Consider the following 16,364-nt stretch of genomic DNA (forward strand, 5'->3'; position numbering starts at 1 on the left):
AGTATTGAGTGACACAGCAATGTGTAAAAAAGGTGGTACCGCGATTATTCGTCCTTTTATTAGGGCGTTTTTTTATTTAAAAATAAAGGAGAAATATATATGAAGAATGAAAAAGATTATTATTTAACAACTGCAATTACATATACTTCAGGAAAACCTCATATTGGAAATACTTATGAAATTATTTTAGCAGATGCAATTGCTCGATTTAAAAGACAAGAAGGATATAATGTTTATTTCCAAACTGGGACAGATGAACATGGTCAAAAAATTGAGTTAAAAGCTAAAGAAGCAGGAATCCCGCCAAAGCAGTTTGTTGATGAAAAAGCTGGTGAAGTAAAAAGAATTTGGGATTTAATGGATACTACATATGATCGATTTATGAGAACGACTGATGATTATCATAAGTCACAAGTACAAAAAATCTTCAAAAAATTATATGATCAAGGGGATATTTACTTAGGTCATTATGAAGGTAAATATTGTACGGCTTGTGAATCATTTTTTACAGAATCACAACTAGTAGATGGAAAATGTCCAGACTGTGGGGGTGAAGTCCATGATGCTAAGGAAGAAGCATATTTCTTTAAATTATCAAAATATGCTGATCGTTTAATTGAACATATTGAAACACACCCTGAATTTATTCAACCAGTATCACGAAAGAATGAAATGATGAATAATTTTTTAAAACCAGGATTACAAGATTTATGCGTATCAAGAACCTCATTTACTTGGTCGATTCCCGTAGATTTTGATCCTAAACATGTTGTTTATGTATGGATTGATGCATTAAGTAACTATATTACAGGATTAGGGTATGATGTCGATGGTAATCATGGCGAATTATATCAAAAGTATTGGCCTGCAGATCTACATTTAATTGGTAAAGATATTGTGCGTTTCCATACTATTTATTGGCCAATTATGCTAATGGCTTTAGATATTCCTTTACCTAAACAAGTATTTGGACATCCATGGTTATTACAAGGTGAAAGTAAAATGTCAAAATCAAAAGGAAATGTAATCTATGCAGATGATTTAGTAGACATTTTTGGTGTAGATGCAGTTAGATATTATGTTTTACATGAAATTCCATATGATAATGATGGAAGCATCACCTGGGATCTTTTAGTAGAAAGAATTAATTCTGATTTAGCTAATGTCTTAGGAAATTTAGTAAATCGTACTATTGCTATGTCAAATAAATACTTTGGCGGAATTGTTAATAACCCAAAAGTTACAGAAGCAGTTGATGATGAGTTAATTGAAATAGCATTAGCAATGCCTAAAAAAGTAATTGGTAAGATGGATGAATTTAAGTCATCTGATGCCCTTGATGCCATCTTTACATTATTAAGAAGAACTAATAAATATATTGATGAAACAATGCCATGGGCGCTTGCTAAAGATGAAACAAAAAGGGATCGTTTAGCGACAGTTCTTTATAACTTAATTGAAAGTATTCGTTTTGCAGCGATTGCGTTAATTCCATATATGCCATCTACTGCTAATAAGATTTTAGATCAAATTAATACTGATCAAAGAGATTTATTAGCTTTAGATACTTTTGGAACATATAAAGAAGGTACCAAAGTAGCTGAAAAACCAGAAATGTTATTTGCTCGTTTGGATCCAAAAGAAATTCAAAAGAAAGTAGAAGCATTGCAACCGGCAAAACCAGAAGTAAAAGAAGAACCAAAAGAAGATAATACAATTACTATTGATGACTTTAAGAAAATTGAATTAATTGTTGGAACAGTAGAAGAATGCAAAAAACATCCGGATGCTGATAAATTATTAGTATCACAAATTAATTTAGGAAAAGAAACAAGACAAATTGTTAGTGGTATCGCTGATCATTATACTCCGGAAGAATTCGTTGGTAAAAAAGTAATTGTTGTAGCAAACTTAAAACCAGCTAAACTACGAGGGATTGAGTCACAAGGAATGATTTTAGCTGGAGATAAAAAGGGATTATTAGAAGTAATTAGCGTTGAAAATTTACCAAACGGGACAAAAATACATTAATGGCTTCTTTATATCCATTTATTAAAGAGGATATTCTTAAAGATATCCAAAGTGGAGTTTATCAAGAAGATAAAATGCTTCCACCTGAACGAGAATTCACTGAAAAATATCGAGTATCAAGAATGACAATTCGTCGAGCTTTAGATGAATTGATTCAAGATGGAGTTTTAATTAGAAAGTCTGGCAGTGGTGTTTTTATTGCTAAAAATAAAAAGTCACGTAGTATTTCTAAAGTATCAATCCAAACTGATGAAGAAATTGTTAAAACTTATGGTAAAGTTATAATTAAGGTAGTCTCTATAAAAACAGTTGTAAATCATCCTTTAGCACTTAGATATCTTGATGTTAAAACTGATGAGGAAGTATATCAGTTAAAGAGAGTTCAATATGGTGGTAAAACTCCAATTGTCTATGAAAATATTTTCTTACCCAAACGCTATTTTAATTCACTAGATAAGATTGATTGCACAAGATCAATGAGCCAAATTGTTCATGAAACAATAAAAGTTAAAGAGGCAACCAATCGTTCAATTGAGGTTGAGGCACGGTTAGCATCTAAAAAACTTGCAACATATTTAGAAGTTGCTAAGAATGCTCCAATCTTGCAAACAACAATTATTGAAAAGAATGCTGAAAATAATCCTTTATATTGTGGTGTCAATAGTTTTGATGCTACCGAATTTAAATATACATCTGAGTAGTTAAAATGAAGTAAGCCCAGAATCGATTGGATTTGATTCTGGGCCTTGTTTATCTATTAAAACTTTATTGATAATTTCTAGTTTTAGTTTTTGAAGAATAATGATTATTCTTATCTTTTTGCAAAATATCATATATGTGTTTATTAATGATTTTTATCAAATACAGGATACCGTTCTTATTTATTTTATATTTTTGATAATAAACTTATAACAAGCTCTGCTTTCACTTATTATATATTTCTATATATGTTCTTTTGTTAGCCTTGCCATAATAAAACCCCTTCCAGCTGGTTGTGTCCAACTGAAGAGGGGACTTCATTATAGTTGTTTTTAAATAACTATTATTTGATTGTTTTTAACCATAAAATAAATTCATCAACAGGTAGTGGTTTTGAATAAATATAGCCTTGAACCATATTACAATGGACAGATTTTAGAAATTCTAACTGTTCTAAAGTTTCAATTCCTTCAGCTACAAGCGATATATTCAGTTTATCTGCTAGTTCAATGAAGTTGGCAATAATATCCTTACTTTTTTGACTACTTATATCATCAAAGAACTTTTTATCCATTTTTATGCCATCTACTTTAAAGTCTTTTAATAATCCTAAAGATGAGAATCCAGCACCAAAATCATCTAGAGAACATAGGAAACCATATTGATGAATTTGATGAATTGTATCTTTAATACTTTCAATTTGCTGATTATCAAAGAAAATGGATTCAGTAAGTTCTAATTCAATCAAATTATTTGGAATTCTATATTGTTCTTTAATTCTTGCAAATGCTTTTAAGAAATCATTATCTTTAAAATGAACTCGAGAGACATTGACTGAAATAACAAATGGTTTTTCACCACGAGCAATCATATCCTGTAAAAAGATACATACTTTTTCGAATATATATAGGTCGAGTTTAATAATATTATCATTTCTTTCGAAAAGTGGAATAAAATCAGATGGATATATAGTTCCTCGCTCAGGATGGAACCAGCGAACTAAAGCTTCAGCTCCACCGATTTTATTATTAGAAATAATAATTTTTGGTTGTAAAAACATATGAAAATCTTTGTTTTTTATTGAATTCTCAAATAAATCATTTAATTCCTGTTCTTTTTTCATGGTATCCAAAATTTCTTTATCATAGTAAGTACATTTTGATTTCTTACTATTAAGGCGGCAGGCCAAACGAGCATAATCTTGAATAATATTAATTTCTGAATTAGGATTTTCAATTAAACAAGCGCCTTGCAAGATAGTTAATTGTGATGCTTTGTTCTTTGCAAATGAATTAATTTCAGCAATTATCATATCAAGTCGTGTTTGAATAATTTGTTTATTAGATTCATTTAGACAAATAAAGAAATGATCATTTTCACTTCGAGCAACAAGTTCATTAGAGCTAATGTTATTGTAAATAACATTATAAATATGTTTTAAAACATCATTCCCTTTATTAAAGCCATAATTCTGATTGATCAACTTAAATTGTTTAATATCTAAAAAAATAACCGTATAATTAGATGGGGGCGCGGTATTTACTAATTTTTGCGCATCTAATTGAAAACCAGCATTATTCAATCCTGCAGTCAATGGATCAGTAAAGGCAATTTTCTCTAACCAGTTCTTGTGTTTTTTGTAAGATAGAAAAATTAAATATAAAAGAACTGAGAAAACACAAATGACACAAGCAACTAAAATAAAGTTATAGAAAATATATTGATTTGTACCACTTGAAATCAGTTCGCCAGGAACTAAGGTTAATAATGTCCAATCATTATGGTCAAGATAATGATAAGATATTATTAAAGAAGTATCATCACTAGCAGTAAACTCAAAAACACCAGATTTACCATTAATGATATTTTTACGCATTTTTTTAATATGATTTACAGCATCAGTATCTGTTCCATCTTTAAAGATATTATCTAACTGCATAAATGGTTTAAGATCAGTGGGAGAAATGACAACATTACCGTTCTGATCAATAATGCAAGATAGACCTTGGCCATTAAAACTTTTAGGTTTAATTAAATTTTGGATATTTTCTTTATCACGAATACCAATAAGTACTTTTGATATTCCTTTCTCATCATAGATCGGTGTAGAAAAAAGAAGACTCTGACCATCAAGATAGATTAGGTTATTTTCACCTTTAAATGATGAACTTACTAGTGATAAATCAAATGTTTCAGATTGCTCGGGAATTGTATTGCCTTTATCATCAATAACAAACAAATCAGTAAATTCTAAACTTTTACATTTTTTTTGAAGAAAAGAAGAAATCTCCTGATTATCAGGCAAAATATTTATTGAATCAGATAATAGTCTTAACGAAGATTTTATAGCTTCGATTCGCATAGAAATATCATCTGCTAATTGTGAAGTAACATCGTTTACATAAGTATTGGTACTTGAGCCCAAAGTATTATTTAAATTAATTGTATTAAAAATCATCAAGACAATTATGACGATTAAAATTATATAAATATATATTAATTTACCAACAGGGTAGATAGAAGGTTTTTTATTAACTATATTTTTACCAATTTTTTTCATTATAAAAAACTCCCAACTATAAAATTATATCAATTTAATTTTATCATTACCGTAAAAATAAACAATTAAATAATTGGGTACATAAGCATATAGTAGAAAGATTTTTTTTGTGATAAAATTATATTTATATAAATAAATCTAAGTAATTTAATATTATGTGCCTATTTAACGATAAAGGAGTTGATCGTAGTGAAGCAAAAACAAACGTTATTTAATTATTTATACAACAATCTTCATGATTTGATTGTAAGTGGACGTCTTCCTTATGGCTCGAAGCTACCATCAATTTCTGAGTTGTGCGAATTTTACAATATTGGAATTCGAACGGTTAAAGATGTATTGCACGTATTAAAAGAAGAGGGCTATATTTCGACCCATGAACGTAAAGCGACAACCGTTGTGTATAACATTCATAGTAAATTCAAAGAAGATGGCCTTGAATATGTATTAGAGCATCGTCAGGAAATAATCGATGTGTATAAAACGATTGGTTTAATTATGCCGGTAATTTTTTCTTTTGCAGCACAGATATGGGATGAAGAAGACTTACAATTATGCTCTCAAAGATTAAAAGAATCAGAAGATAAGAGTGCAGAGGAACGTGAACGGATATGTACTCGAATATTTTTTGAACTGTTAGATAAATCACATAATCCTTTATTACGAGATATTTTCTCCAGCTTAGAAATATATGCAAGACCAGTATTCTTTGTTAATTATGAAAAATATATTAATTATTTTAATTTAGAATATACTTTTAAAAGTATTACATGGGTTACAAGTTCGTTATTAACTAGGGATAAAAGTGAAATTGAATATCGTTTTGGTTTAATGTACGATACAGTTATCAATGTTATTGAAAAAACATTAACGGACCTAGCTCTTAAATATCCTGAAATAAAAGAAATGACACCCAACTATACCTGGTCTGCAGAATTAGGCAGAGATCATTGTTATACACAAATAGCTCGTGATTTAATTAATAAGATCTCATTAGGTATTTATCCAGTGGGAAGCTTTTTACCGCCAGAAGCAAAATTAGCTAAAATGTATAAAGTTAGCGTTTCTACAATTAGAAAAAGTCTACATATGTTGAATGAATTAGGTTTTGGTGAAACAATGAATGTTAAAGGTACTAGGGTAGTGATACAAGATGAGCAGACTGCAATTAAATGTATGCAAAATAAACAATACCGGCAAGATACTTTATTATATTTAAACGGTGTTCAGGCAATGGTAATTTTAATCAAAAAAGCTGCAACCTTAGCTTTTCCAAATATTACGCAAGAAAAGATCAAAAATCTTCAGGGTGAAATAGAAGATTCAAAGAATCTTATGTTGGAATGTTTGCTTAATTGTATAGTTGACAATTTACCACTGTTACCGTTTAAAACAATTATACAAGAAACTAATAAAATTATTTATTGGGGTTATTATTTTGCTTTTTACCCAAGTGAAAAGCAAAGTATTAATATAATTAACATTAAAAGTAAAAAGGCATTAGAATATCTTTGCTTAGGTGAAGCAGAATGTTTTGCTGACGAAATATCATCGAGTTATAATCATTCACTTAATGTTGTTCGTGATTATTTAATTGAATATGGTTTAGGAGAGGCTAAAAATATTATTTCACCGGAATAAAGTTATATTTATAGAAATATAACTTTTTTATTTTAGAAAATTGTATAGACAATAATATATTTATGATATGATATATATAGAGGTGAATATGATGGAAATAGAAAAATGGCTAAATGATGTATTAGAGAAGAAAAATAAACGAGCAATGCCAATAATTACCTTTCCAGCAGCAACAAAGTTAAATATTAGTGTCAAAAAATTAATTAATGATACCGATCAACAAGTTGCAGCTCTTAAGATAATTAAAGAGGAGTGTAATCCATTAGCAATTTTAGGTTTTATGGATTTATCGGTTGAAGCAGAATGTTTTGGTGCAGAAATAAAGGTTACTGATAACGAAGTACCGACAGTAGTTGGTCAATTAATTGAAGATGAAGATGATGCTCAGGCATTAAAGGTTCCTGCAGTGGGAAGCGGTCGAAGTCAATTATATATTGATGCAATCAAAAAAACTAAAGCAGAAATTAAAGATATCCCTATTTTGGGAGGTTGTATTGGTCCGTTTAGTTTGGCTGGTCGTTTAATGGATGTAAGTGAAGCAATGATCAATTGTTATGAGGAGCCAGAAATGGTGCATATTGTATTAGAAAAGGCTACAAAATTTTTGATCGACTATATTTCAGCGTATAAAGAAGCTGGAGCTGATGGAATTTTAATGGCAGAACCACTAGCTGGGGTGCTATCGCCAGTTTTGGCGACTGAATTTTCTAGTACCTATGTAAAAAAGATAGTTACAGCAGTTCAAGATGAAAATTTTATGGTCGTATACCATAATTGTGGTAATAATACTTTAAAAATGATTGATGATTTTAAAGAAATTAAAGCACGAGCATATCATTTTGGTAATGCTATTAACATAAAAAAAATGCTAGAACTAATGCCAAAGGATTGTCTTGTTATGGGAAATATAGACCCAGTGGAAATAATTAGTAACGGAACCCCAGAAACAATCAAAGAAATTACACTAAATTTATTAAAAGAGTGTAAAGATTATCGTAATTTTATTATTTCGAGTGGTTGTGATATTCCTCCATTAGCCCCATGGAAAAATATTAAAGCTTTTATGGAAGTTTGTGAAAATTATTATGAAAACGATTCTTGAATATTTACAGGAACAAGATTGTAATTTTATCGCCCCTTGTAATGGTCAAAAAAAATGTGGAAAATGTAAAGTAAAAGCTACCAATCGAATCATCGAGGTTAATCATGATGATCTAAAACTGCTTACTAAAAAAGAGCTGGATCAAGGATATCGTTTAGCCTGCAGTCATTTATATCATCAGGGTGACCGATTTATTTTGCCACAAGCAGACGGAGTTATTGAGGATAGTATATATTTAAATGATACCGTAGTAATTACCGAACCTGTTGAGAAAGTTGGAATTATCATTGATATTGGAACAACAACAGTAGCAATGAAATGGCTCAATTTAAAAAGCGGAATGATTATTGAAAGTCAGTCTTTCTTTAATCCTCAAGGCAAATTTGGAAGTGATGTGATTGCTCGAATTGATTTTGATAATCGTGATAATGATCATAAATTAGGTGAACTAATAATTAAAGAAATATTTAGTCGAATCAATGTGTCTACAAAAATCAAAGAAATATTAGTTTGTGGTAATGCAACAATGATTAATTTGTTTTTAAAAGAAAAGGTAAAAACAATTGGAGTATCACCATTTGATGTACCAATCTTAACAATGACTGAATATCCTTTAAATTATTTTATAAAGAGTTCAGTAAAGATTGAAGTTATGACTATGAATCATATTTCTGCTTATGTGGGGAGTGATATTGTCATGGGAATTTATGCTACTAATATGGATAAAAACAAGGAAAATATATTACTGGTGGATTTGGGAACTAATGGTGAGATGGTGATAGGAAATAAGCATCGTCTATTAGCGACATCTTGTCCTGCTGGGCCTGCCTTTGAAGGGGTAAATATTGAATGTGGTGGTCCAAGTATTGCTGGCGCTGTTTGTGCGACTAAAGTCGAAAATAATAAGCTTGTCTATAAAACAATTGATAATCAAGATGCTAATAGTATCTGTGGTAGTGGTTTAATTTCTTTAATCGCTAATTTGCTACGTTTAGGAATTATTGATGATACAGGTAATTTTTTAAATAAGCAAAAAAAATACTATTTAAATGATGAAGTATATTTATCAATTAAAGATATAAAAGCTTTTATGTTAGCAAAAGCAGCAATTCAAGCGGGAAAAGAAGTATTATTGAAGGAATTGAATGAAGAAGTAACAACTATTTATATTGCGGGTGGCTTCGGAAATTATTTGGAGAAAGCGGATCTTGTTACCTTGAATATTATTAGTTCAGAAGAAGTTAACAAAGTTCAATATATTAAAAATAGTGCTATCAGTGGTCTTTATAAACTAATATTGACACGAGATTTTCAGCGAGTTCAACATATTAGTAATCAAACAAAAGTTATCTATTTAGAAAAAGATCCTGATTTTAATGATTATTGGATAGATGCGATGGTGTTTTCATGATAAAAGTTATTGCTTGCAAAATATACGAATATTATATTTCACAACTAGACTTATCACTTGATAATTATGAATTTGTATATCTAGATATACAACAACATAATCAACCACATACTTTAGCAAAAAATATCCAAAAAGAAATTGATAAGAGCAGGGGGGATGAAAAAATAATTGTTTTATATGGACTTTGCGGTAATGCTTTAGTTGAAATACAAGCACGCAATATTCCTGTATATCTAGTTAGAGTGCATGATTGTTTAACTGTTTTATTGGGGAGCAAACAGCGATTTAAACAATTATTTTCAAATCGCTTGTCTTCTTCATGGAGCTGTTATAGTTTAAAAGTTAATGGCTGTAATGTTTATGAAGATGAACAATATTTAAAGTGGTGTCAGCGATACGATCAAGAAACAGCAGACTATTTGAAATCCCAATTACAAACGCAGGATAATGTATACCTAATTTATAATTATTGTGACGATGTTCCTTTTCTTAAAAATCAGGAACAAATTAAAATAGATTTAAAATTTTTAAAACAAATATTATTACAAACTAGTAATGAATTAGTAATTTTAGAAAAAAATCAAAAAGTTGTAATTAGTAGTGATATCGATCAAGTATTTGAGATAATGGAGGAGTAGAAATGATTGAAGAAATTAGTGAATTAATTCAAAAAGGACAAGCTAAAAAGGTTGTCAAATTGGTAAATGAAGCTTTAGAAGCTGGCTTTCCAGCAACGGATATTCTTAATCAGGGGTTGTTGAAAGGTATGGATGCCATTGGTGTAAAATTTAAAAATGAAGAAGTTTTTGTTCCCGAAGTATTAGTTGCAGCTCGGGCGATGAATAAGGGAATCGAGATTTTAAAGCCATATTTACAAGATACGGAACATCAAAGTAAGGGAACCGTTATTCTCGGTACTGTAAAAGGTGATCTTCACGATATTGGAAAAAATTTAGTTAAGATCATGTTGGAAGGAAAAGGTTTAGAAGTAGTTGATTTAGGTGTCGATGTAGATGCACAAAAATTTGTTGAAGAAGCAAAAATACATCAAGCACAAATTATCTGCTGTAGTGCTCTTCTAACAACGACAATGCCAGAAATGAAAAAAGTAGTTGATTTAGTTGCTCAAGAACATTTAAATGTTAAAGTTATGATTGGTGGAGCACCTGTTAATCAAGATTATTGTAATGAAATAGGCGCTGATTATTATACAGATGATGCCACTAGTGCAAGTGAAGTTGCTTATGCAATCGTGGGAGGTACGTTATGTTAACTAAAGCAAAAAAAGAACAGTTAGTTGAAGATTTTGAAAAATGGTGGGAGCATAAATTAGAACGGCCAATTATTCAAGTAACTTTATTTGATGAAGATTATCAACCTCAAAAACACCGATATAATCGAGGGGAATTATTAGAAATGCTATATGATTTAGATAAGCCGGTTAATGAGGTAGTTCAAGCATATCAAGAAACATTTTTTTCGAATATTTATTTGGGTGATGCTTTTCCTATCTTTTATATGCGCTCAACCGGAGTTTTAGGAGCCTATTTAGGTCAAACTTATCATATTGATGTAAAACAAGGGACAATTTGGTTTCAAGAAATGAAAGGATGTGAGTTAGAAGATATTCATCCTCGCCTAGAGGAAACATATCCCTTATATCAAAGATCATTAGAACTAATCAAAGCATTTAATCAGTTTTATGGAGATGATATTGCAATGGGAATTGCTAATCTTGGAGGAATGATGGATATCGTTGAATCAATGAGAGGGGCAAATAACTCACTAATTGATTTATATGATGATCCTGATGAAGTTCAACGTTTAAATGATGACATTTACAAAGCATTTGAACAAGCCTATGAAGAGATGATTGCTAGTATTGATTTAAATAATACTTTGGGTTATACCGGATGGATCAGTCTATTATCACAAAAACCATATTTTATTTCTCAATGCGATTTTTGTTGTATGATTGGTCCAGAGCAATTTGATGAGTTTGTTTTTGAAACCTTAAAGAAAGAGGCATCCTTGATTGAGCGTTCATTCTATCATTTAGATGGTCCTGGTGCAGTACGTCATCTTGATAAGATCATTGAATGTGGTTTTAAAGGAATTCAATGGATCAATGGTGCTGGAGCAAAACCATTAAATGATCCTTGCTGGAATGAAATTTATCAAAAAGTACATGATGCGGGCTTACTACTACAAGTTAATATAAGTGGCAAAGAAGAATTAGAATATATTGATTATATTGTTGATTATCTTGGAAGTCCTAAAGGTATTGCTTTTATTTGTACTGGCAGCAGTAAAGATAAAGAAGTCTTTGAAGCTTATTTAGAAAAATATCATATTCCTAATTAAGTACCATAATCATGGTACTTTTTTTAAAAGCTTCACGTGAAACTATTCAATTATGATATAATAAAAAATAAGGATAAGGGGGATAAATTATGCAGTTACCAGAAAAAGTAGAACTGGCTTTTTTACCAACACCAATATATAAACTAGAGAAGTTATCTAAACAATTCCAAAAAAATATTTATATAAAAAGAGATGATTTAACTGGAATAGAAACATCGGGTAATAAAATTAGAAAGTTAGAATATTCATTGAGAGAAGCATTTGAACAAGGTTGTGATTTAGTCATTACTTGTGGGGGTATGCAGTCAAATCATGCTCGTGCAACAGCCTATGCCGCAGCTAAGTTATCAATGAAAAGCTGCTTATTACTTCGTGGCAATGGAAGTAGTGAGCCAGTCGAAGGAAACTATTTTTTAGATCGCTTAGTTGGTGCAGATATTGTTATCAAAGAACCTGAAATTTTTAATCATGATAAGGATAAGATCATGCTGAAATTAAAAACTGCCTATGAAGCTAAAGGATATAAACCATATATTATTCCAATGGGAGCAAGTAATGGAATTGGTACTTTAGGTTATGTTGAAGCTTTTACAGAAATCTTAAAACAAGAAGAAGCTATGAAAGTAGAATTTGATACAATTATTAATGCTGTTGGCAGTGGGGGGACTTATGCAGGTTTATATATTGGAAATGAGCTTAATCGTACTAAAAAACAAATTATTGGATTTAATGTTTGCGATGATAAGGAATACTTTATTAAGGAGATAACAAAAATTATTAAAGAGGCGCAAGTATATTTTGATCAGGAAATAAAAACAGAGCGGATCAAGATAATTGATGGTTATGTTGGTCAGGGATATGCTTTAAGTCGAAGTGAAGAACTTGATGCTATTGCATCTTTAGCTAAATTAGAAGCAGTAGTATTAGATCCTGTATATACTGGTAAGGCATACTATGGTTTGATCAATGAATTAGAAAAAGGAACGTTTGTTGATAGTGAAAATATTTTATTTATGCATACTGGTGGAATCTTTGGGCTATTCCTGAAACAAAGTCAATTTAAATAAAAAAAGGTAGTATTATGAAATGGACACTGTTATTTGGACAACCAAATAATGGAGGTTCTTTTTATAATATTACCTTTTAATAAAAGCTTATTTATGAGGTGCTAATTTTACCAGGATACCACTGCCAGCTAATCGAGGTCGGATGACTAAATAGATAGTAGAAGCTAAGGCGACAGTAATAACAGCATTAACTGAAGTTGTAATAGCGTTCCAGCTTGCTAAGGTGGCAGCAGCCTTTTCTGGAGCACCTAAAATCATCGAATTATAAAAATAGCCAAAGATTGGCTCTCCAACCACATTAAAAAACATTCCAGCCATACAAGAAATGACAACATAAATTATTAAATGAGAATCATTATCATGTTTTTCAATTTTGAAAATTTTATGTGCAACTAATCCAGTAACGATTCCAATCATTAATTTAAGGATAATTGTTTTAGGTGCATAGGTAACATAAACAGGATCAAGTAGATCACCAATTCCCATTCCAATCGCTCCTGCAATTCCTCCAGGAAGTCCCCCTAGCAATAATGCAGCTAAGACACAAAAGGTATTTCCTAAATGAAATGATGTAGTTCCCCCTGGCGTTGGTATTTTGATTTGTAGAAAAGTAAAAGAGACATAGGCTAATGCAGCCATCAAACCAATTGTCGCTATTTTAAGTGTTTTATTATTCATAAAAATCCCCCTATTTATTAAATCTATAAGTATCTTAACATTACACTGGATATTAAAAAAGATACAGTTTTTAATAAATTTATAAGGACAGTAAGAAAATTTGCAAGTTTTAGGATTGTACAATTATTAATGGTTAAGTTACAATATAATTATAGTAGTCTAGGAGGTGTCAGGATTGAAATTCAAAAATATCGAAGAGTTAATGGATAAACTAAATAATGAATATAAAGTCCTTCTAGATGTTATTGATAATGTTATTCTCGTAATTGATAATGAAATGAAGATACTTTTTGTGAACCGAAAAGGTCGTAAGCTGATAGGTGAAAATGTATTAATGCAGCCTTGTAAAGCTCTTAAAATGGATAATTGTAGTACGGAAAAGTGCTGTATTATGCGTTACCTTCACGGTTTACAACCATTAGATAATCTTCATAAAGATGGAAGTGTAGAAAAAGTAACAGTTTCAAGATTTTATGATAACCAAAACAATCCGCAAGGTTTTATTATCGTAGCTACCGATATAACCGAATTATCAAATATGAAAAAGGAGCTTCTAATAGGTGAAGAAATTTATAAGCTTGCTTTAAAACAAGCAAATACAACATTGTGGCAATATGATGTGTTAAATCATACAATTGAGCAGCTATTTTGTCCTGATGAAGTTGCATTAGGAATTTTAGATATTAATAAAACTTATTATAATATCCCAGAAAGTTTGGTTGAAGCAAAGATCATCAGTCAAGAGGATGGTTTACGAGTAAGAAAATTATGCCAAGAGATTGAAAAAGGCAGGCCTGAAACTTCAATTGAATTAAAGATGAAGCGTGGAGATGGAGAAGAACGCTGGATCAGTCTAAAATGTTCAACAATCTTTGATGAGCAGGGACGTGCAGTTAAATCAATTGGAATCGGTAAAGATATTACGGATTTTGTTGAACTAAAGAGCAAGTATGAAATTGAACGAGAATATCGTGAGGCTTTAGGTAAAGATGCACTGAGTTATATTGAAGTTAATTTAACGATGAATGAAGTTATTGATCGGAAAATAGCAAAAAATAATTTTATTGATTTTTATGATGGTAAAAACTATGAAAAATCAATTTTAAAACTAAGTGAAAATTCAATTCCTAGTGAGTATGGCAAAGTGCTTCGTGAATTAAATCGGCAAAATTTATTAAATAATTATCGTGATGGAAAACGTAAATTAGATTTAGAATATCAATTCTATAATAAGTTTAAAGATAATTATAATTTTATTCAAATTACACTATATTTGATTGAATTTAATAAAGATATTTATGCTTGTGGTTATATCAAGGATATTAATGAAAATAAAGTACATGATCTTGTACTAAAGAAGAAAATTGAATTAGATCCACTAACAGGGCTATATAATCGAGAAGCTATTGAAATTAAAACAAATGAAATTATTCAAAATTTTCCTGAAAATAATCATGCGATTATGATCTTAGACATTGATAATTTTAAGCAGGTTAATGATAATTTCGGTCATTTATACGGTGATGCATTTTTGTGTGAAATATCTCGAAAAATAAAATCTAAATTTCGAAATGATGACTTAGTTGCTCGTCTTGGTGGTGATGAGTATTTAGTTTTAATGAAGAATATTTCAAACAGTGAACTAGCTATTGATAAGGCTAATGATCTATGTAAACTGATTGAAGGTGCTTATGGAACTGGAGGAACAAAAGTTAAAGTAACGGTATCTGTAGGGGTAGTTTTATACCCTAATCATGGAAAAACATTTGATGAGTTATATCACCATGGTGATCAGGCTTTATACAAAATTAAAAAGAATAATAAAAATGGTGTTTGTTTGTATGATGAGAGTTTAGAGATTAGTGATGGTCAATTGGATAAAGTGAATAATATTGTTGATCGGGCTACCAAAAAGTTTTCTGATAATGTTGGTGAGTATATTTTTAGAATTTTATATAAATGTCAAGATTTAAATGAAACAATTACAGCAGTCCTAGAATTATTGGGAATGCATTATTATATGAGCCAAAATTTAATTATTGTACGAGATTTGGATATTGGGAAATACAAAGTAAATAATTATTGGAGTTCAAAGAATGAAGATTTAACAAAAGTTATTGATGTTACTTATCATGATTATTGGCCTGAGTATGTACGGCAATTTGATGATGAGGGGATTCTTTGGGTCAATGATATCAAGGCTTCAGATGTTTCTCCAGCAATTAAAACACTTTATGCTAATAGTAAGACCCGTATGGTAATTAGTGGTCTTATTAAAAATGGCGATGATATTATTGGTATCATAAGCATGGAACATGAAAAACCCTACGCTTATAAAGCGGAAGAAAAAGAAATGTTATTAACTTCGATTGCTATCATTAGTACTTTTCTTGTTAAAAAATATCAGGAAAAAGAAAAGAATCAGTATTTAAATGCAATTCAAATGATTTTAGATTTCCAAGAAAATGGGATTTACGTTATTGATCCCAACACTTATAAACTTGTGTATTATAATCATAAAATCAAACATATTTTTAATCAGGTAAAAGTTGGTGATTATTGCTATAAGTCTTTTAGAGGCTATGATGAACCATGCGCTGACTGCCCAATTAAAGATATGAAGGATAGCGATTTATCGTATACTAAATTGATTTATAATTGTAACATTAGTGCTCAGTTGGAGACAACGGTAAAACGTGTTCGGTGGATCAATGGTCAAGATGTTGCTGCAGTTACTAGTATCGATATAACAAAATATTATAATGAAAAGTAGGATCAAAGTATCCTACTTTCTAAATAAAGGGGGATTTT

General features: G+C 30.2%; 12 protein-coding genes and 1 other annotated feature (1 of these 13 cut by a window edge). Of the genes, 10 read left to right on the forward strand and 2 right to left on the reverse strand.

Annotated features, from left to right (window positions below):
• Positions 1-59: a binding site (T-box leader), on the forward strand; it begins 140 nt to the left of the window's first position.
• Between the two features lie 40 nt (positions 60-99).
• On the forward strand, positions 100-2,031 hold the full coding sequence (metG, locus tag KSU54_RS13070) for a methionine--tRNA ligase (protein ID WP_003535449.1): 1,932 nt from the start codon (positions 100-102) through the stop codon (positions 2,029-2,031).
• A complete protein-coding gene (locus tag KSU54_RS13075) occupies positions 2,031-2,732 on the forward strand; it encodes a GntR family transcriptional regulator (RefSeq protein WP_003535448.1) in 702 nt (233 codons plus the stop codon). The genes metG and KSU54_RS13075 overlap by 1 nt, the downstream gene beginning before the upstream one ends.
• A 341-nt stretch (positions 2,733-3,073) precedes the next feature.
• On the opposite strand, the gene KSU54_RS13080 is transcribed toward KSU54_RS13075, so the two are convergent.
• Positions 3,074-5,290, reverse strand: a complete 2,217-nt coding sequence (locus tag KSU54_RS13080; protein ID WP_117792636.1) for a GGDEF domain-containing protein — start codon at positions 5,288-5,290, stop codon at positions 3,074-3,076.
• A gap of 189 nt (positions 5,291-5,479) precedes the next feature.
• Here KSU54_RS13080 and KSU54_RS13085 point away from each other — a divergent pair, with 189 nt between their 5' ends.
• The 7 genes from KSU54_RS13085 (at position 5,480) to KSU54_RS13115 (ending at position 12,875) form a co-directional block, all read left to right on the forward strand.
• Positions 5,480-6,931: a GntR family transcriptional regulator gene (locus tag KSU54_RS13085; protein WP_009300427.1), complete on the forward strand. Its 1,452-nt coding sequence runs from the start codon at positions 5,480-5,482 to the stop codon at positions 6,929-6,931.
• Between the two features lie 91 nt (positions 6,932-7,022).
• The gene (locus KSU54_RS13090; RefSeq protein WP_224209045.1) at positions 7,023-8,033 is read left to right on the forward strand and encodes a uroporphyrinogen decarboxylase family protein; all 1,011 of its coding nucleotides are present in this window, start codon (positions 7,023-7,025) and stop codon (positions 8,031-8,033) included.
• A complete protein-coding gene (locus KSU54_RS13095) occupies positions 8,017-9,444 on the forward strand; it encodes an ASKHA domain-containing protein (protein WP_226814530.1) in 1,428 nt (475 codons plus the stop codon). The genes KSU54_RS13090 and KSU54_RS13095 overlap by 17 nt, the downstream gene beginning before the upstream one ends.
• Entirely contained in the window at positions 9,441-10,082 is a 642-nt protein-coding gene (locus KSU54_RS13100) for a DUF1638 domain-containing protein (protein WP_003535433.1), read from the forward strand. The genes KSU54_RS13095 and KSU54_RS13100 overlap by 4 nt, the downstream gene beginning before the upstream one ends.
• 2 nt (positions 10,083-10,084) lie before the next feature.
• Positions 10,085-10,717, forward strand: coding sequence for a corrinoid protein (locus KSU54_RS13105; protein WP_003535432.1), 633 nt, complete (start codon positions 10,085-10,087; stop codon positions 10,715-10,717).
• Complete coding sequence (locus KSU54_RS13110; RefSeq protein ID WP_008792521.1) at positions 10,711-11,808, forward strand: hypothetical protein; 1,098 nt, start codon at positions 10,711-10,713, stop codon at positions 11,806-11,808. The genes KSU54_RS13105 and KSU54_RS13110 overlap by 7 nt, the downstream gene beginning before the upstream one ends.
• 89 nt (positions 11,809-11,897) lie before the next feature.
• Positions 11,898-12,875, forward strand: a complete 978-nt coding sequence (locus tag KSU54_RS13115; protein ID WP_117792632.1) for a D-cysteine desulfhydrase family protein — start codon at positions 11,898-11,900, stop codon at positions 12,873-12,875.
• Positions 12,876-12,962: 87 nt separating this feature from the next.
• Here the strand turns inward: KSU54_RS13115 and KSU54_RS13120 are convergent, their stop codons facing one another.
• Complete coding sequence (locus tag KSU54_RS13120) at positions 12,963-13,553, reverse strand: ECF transporter S component (protein WP_003535428.1); 591 nt, start codon at positions 13,551-13,553, stop codon at positions 12,963-12,965.
• A gap of 166 nt (positions 13,554-13,719) precedes the next feature.
• On the opposite strand from KSU54_RS13120, the gene KSU54_RS13125 reads away from it, so the two are divergent.
• Positions 13,720-16,326, forward strand: a complete 2,607-nt coding sequence (locus KSU54_RS13125; protein WP_003535427.1) for a sensor domain-containing diguanylate cyclase — start codon at positions 13,720-13,722, stop codon at positions 16,324-16,326.
• Positions 16,327-16,364 lie beyond the last annotated feature (38 nt).

The sequence above is a fragment of the Erysipelatoclostridium sp. MSK.23.31 genome, from assembly GCF_019125875.1.
GTDB classification, from domain to species: Bacteria; Bacillota_I; Bacilli_A; order Erysipelotrichales; family Coprobacillaceae; genus Thomasclavelia; species Thomasclavelia ramosa.

What these genes read in the sequence shown, in the direction of transcription:
- metG (WP_003535449.1), top strand. Translation starts at nt 100, where the DNA reads ATGAAGAATGAAAAAGATTATTATTTAACAACTGCAATTACATATACT.
- KSU54_RS13075 (WP_003535448.1), top strand. Translation starts at nt 2,031, where the DNA reads ATGGCTTCTTTATATCCATTTATTAAAGAGGATATTCTTAAAGATATC.
- KSU54_RS13080 (WP_117792636.1), bottom strand. Translation starts at nt 5,290, where the DNA reads ATGAAAAAAATTGGTAAAAATATAGTTAATAAAAAACCTTCTATCTAC.
- KSU54_RS13090 (WP_224209045.1), top strand. Translation starts at nt 7,023, where the DNA reads ATGGAAATAGAAAAATGGCTAAATGATGTATTAGAGAAGAAAAATAAA.
- KSU54_RS13095 (WP_226814530.1), top strand. Translation starts at nt 8,017, where the DNA reads ATGAAAACGATTCTTGAATATTTACAGGAACAAGATTGTAATTTTATC.
- KSU54_RS13100 (WP_003535433.1), top strand. Translation starts at nt 9,441, where the DNA reads ATGATAAAAGTTATTGCTTGCAAAATATACGAATATTATATTTCACAA.
- KSU54_RS13105 (WP_003535432.1), top strand. Translation starts at nt 10,085, where the DNA reads ATGATTGAAGAAATTAGTGAATTAATTCAAAAAGGACAAGCTAAAAAG.
- KSU54_RS13110 (WP_008792521.1), top strand. Translation starts at nt 10,711, where the DNA reads ATGTTAACTAAAGCAAAAAAAGAACAGTTAGTTGAAGATTTTGAAAAA.
- KSU54_RS13115 (WP_117792632.1), top strand. Translation starts at nt 11,898, where the DNA reads ATGCAGTTACCAGAAAAAGTAGAACTGGCTTTTTTACCAACACCAATA.
- KSU54_RS13120 (WP_003535428.1), bottom strand. Translation starts at nt 13,553, where the DNA reads ATGAATAATAAAACACTTAAAATAGCGACAATTGGTTTGATGGCTGCA.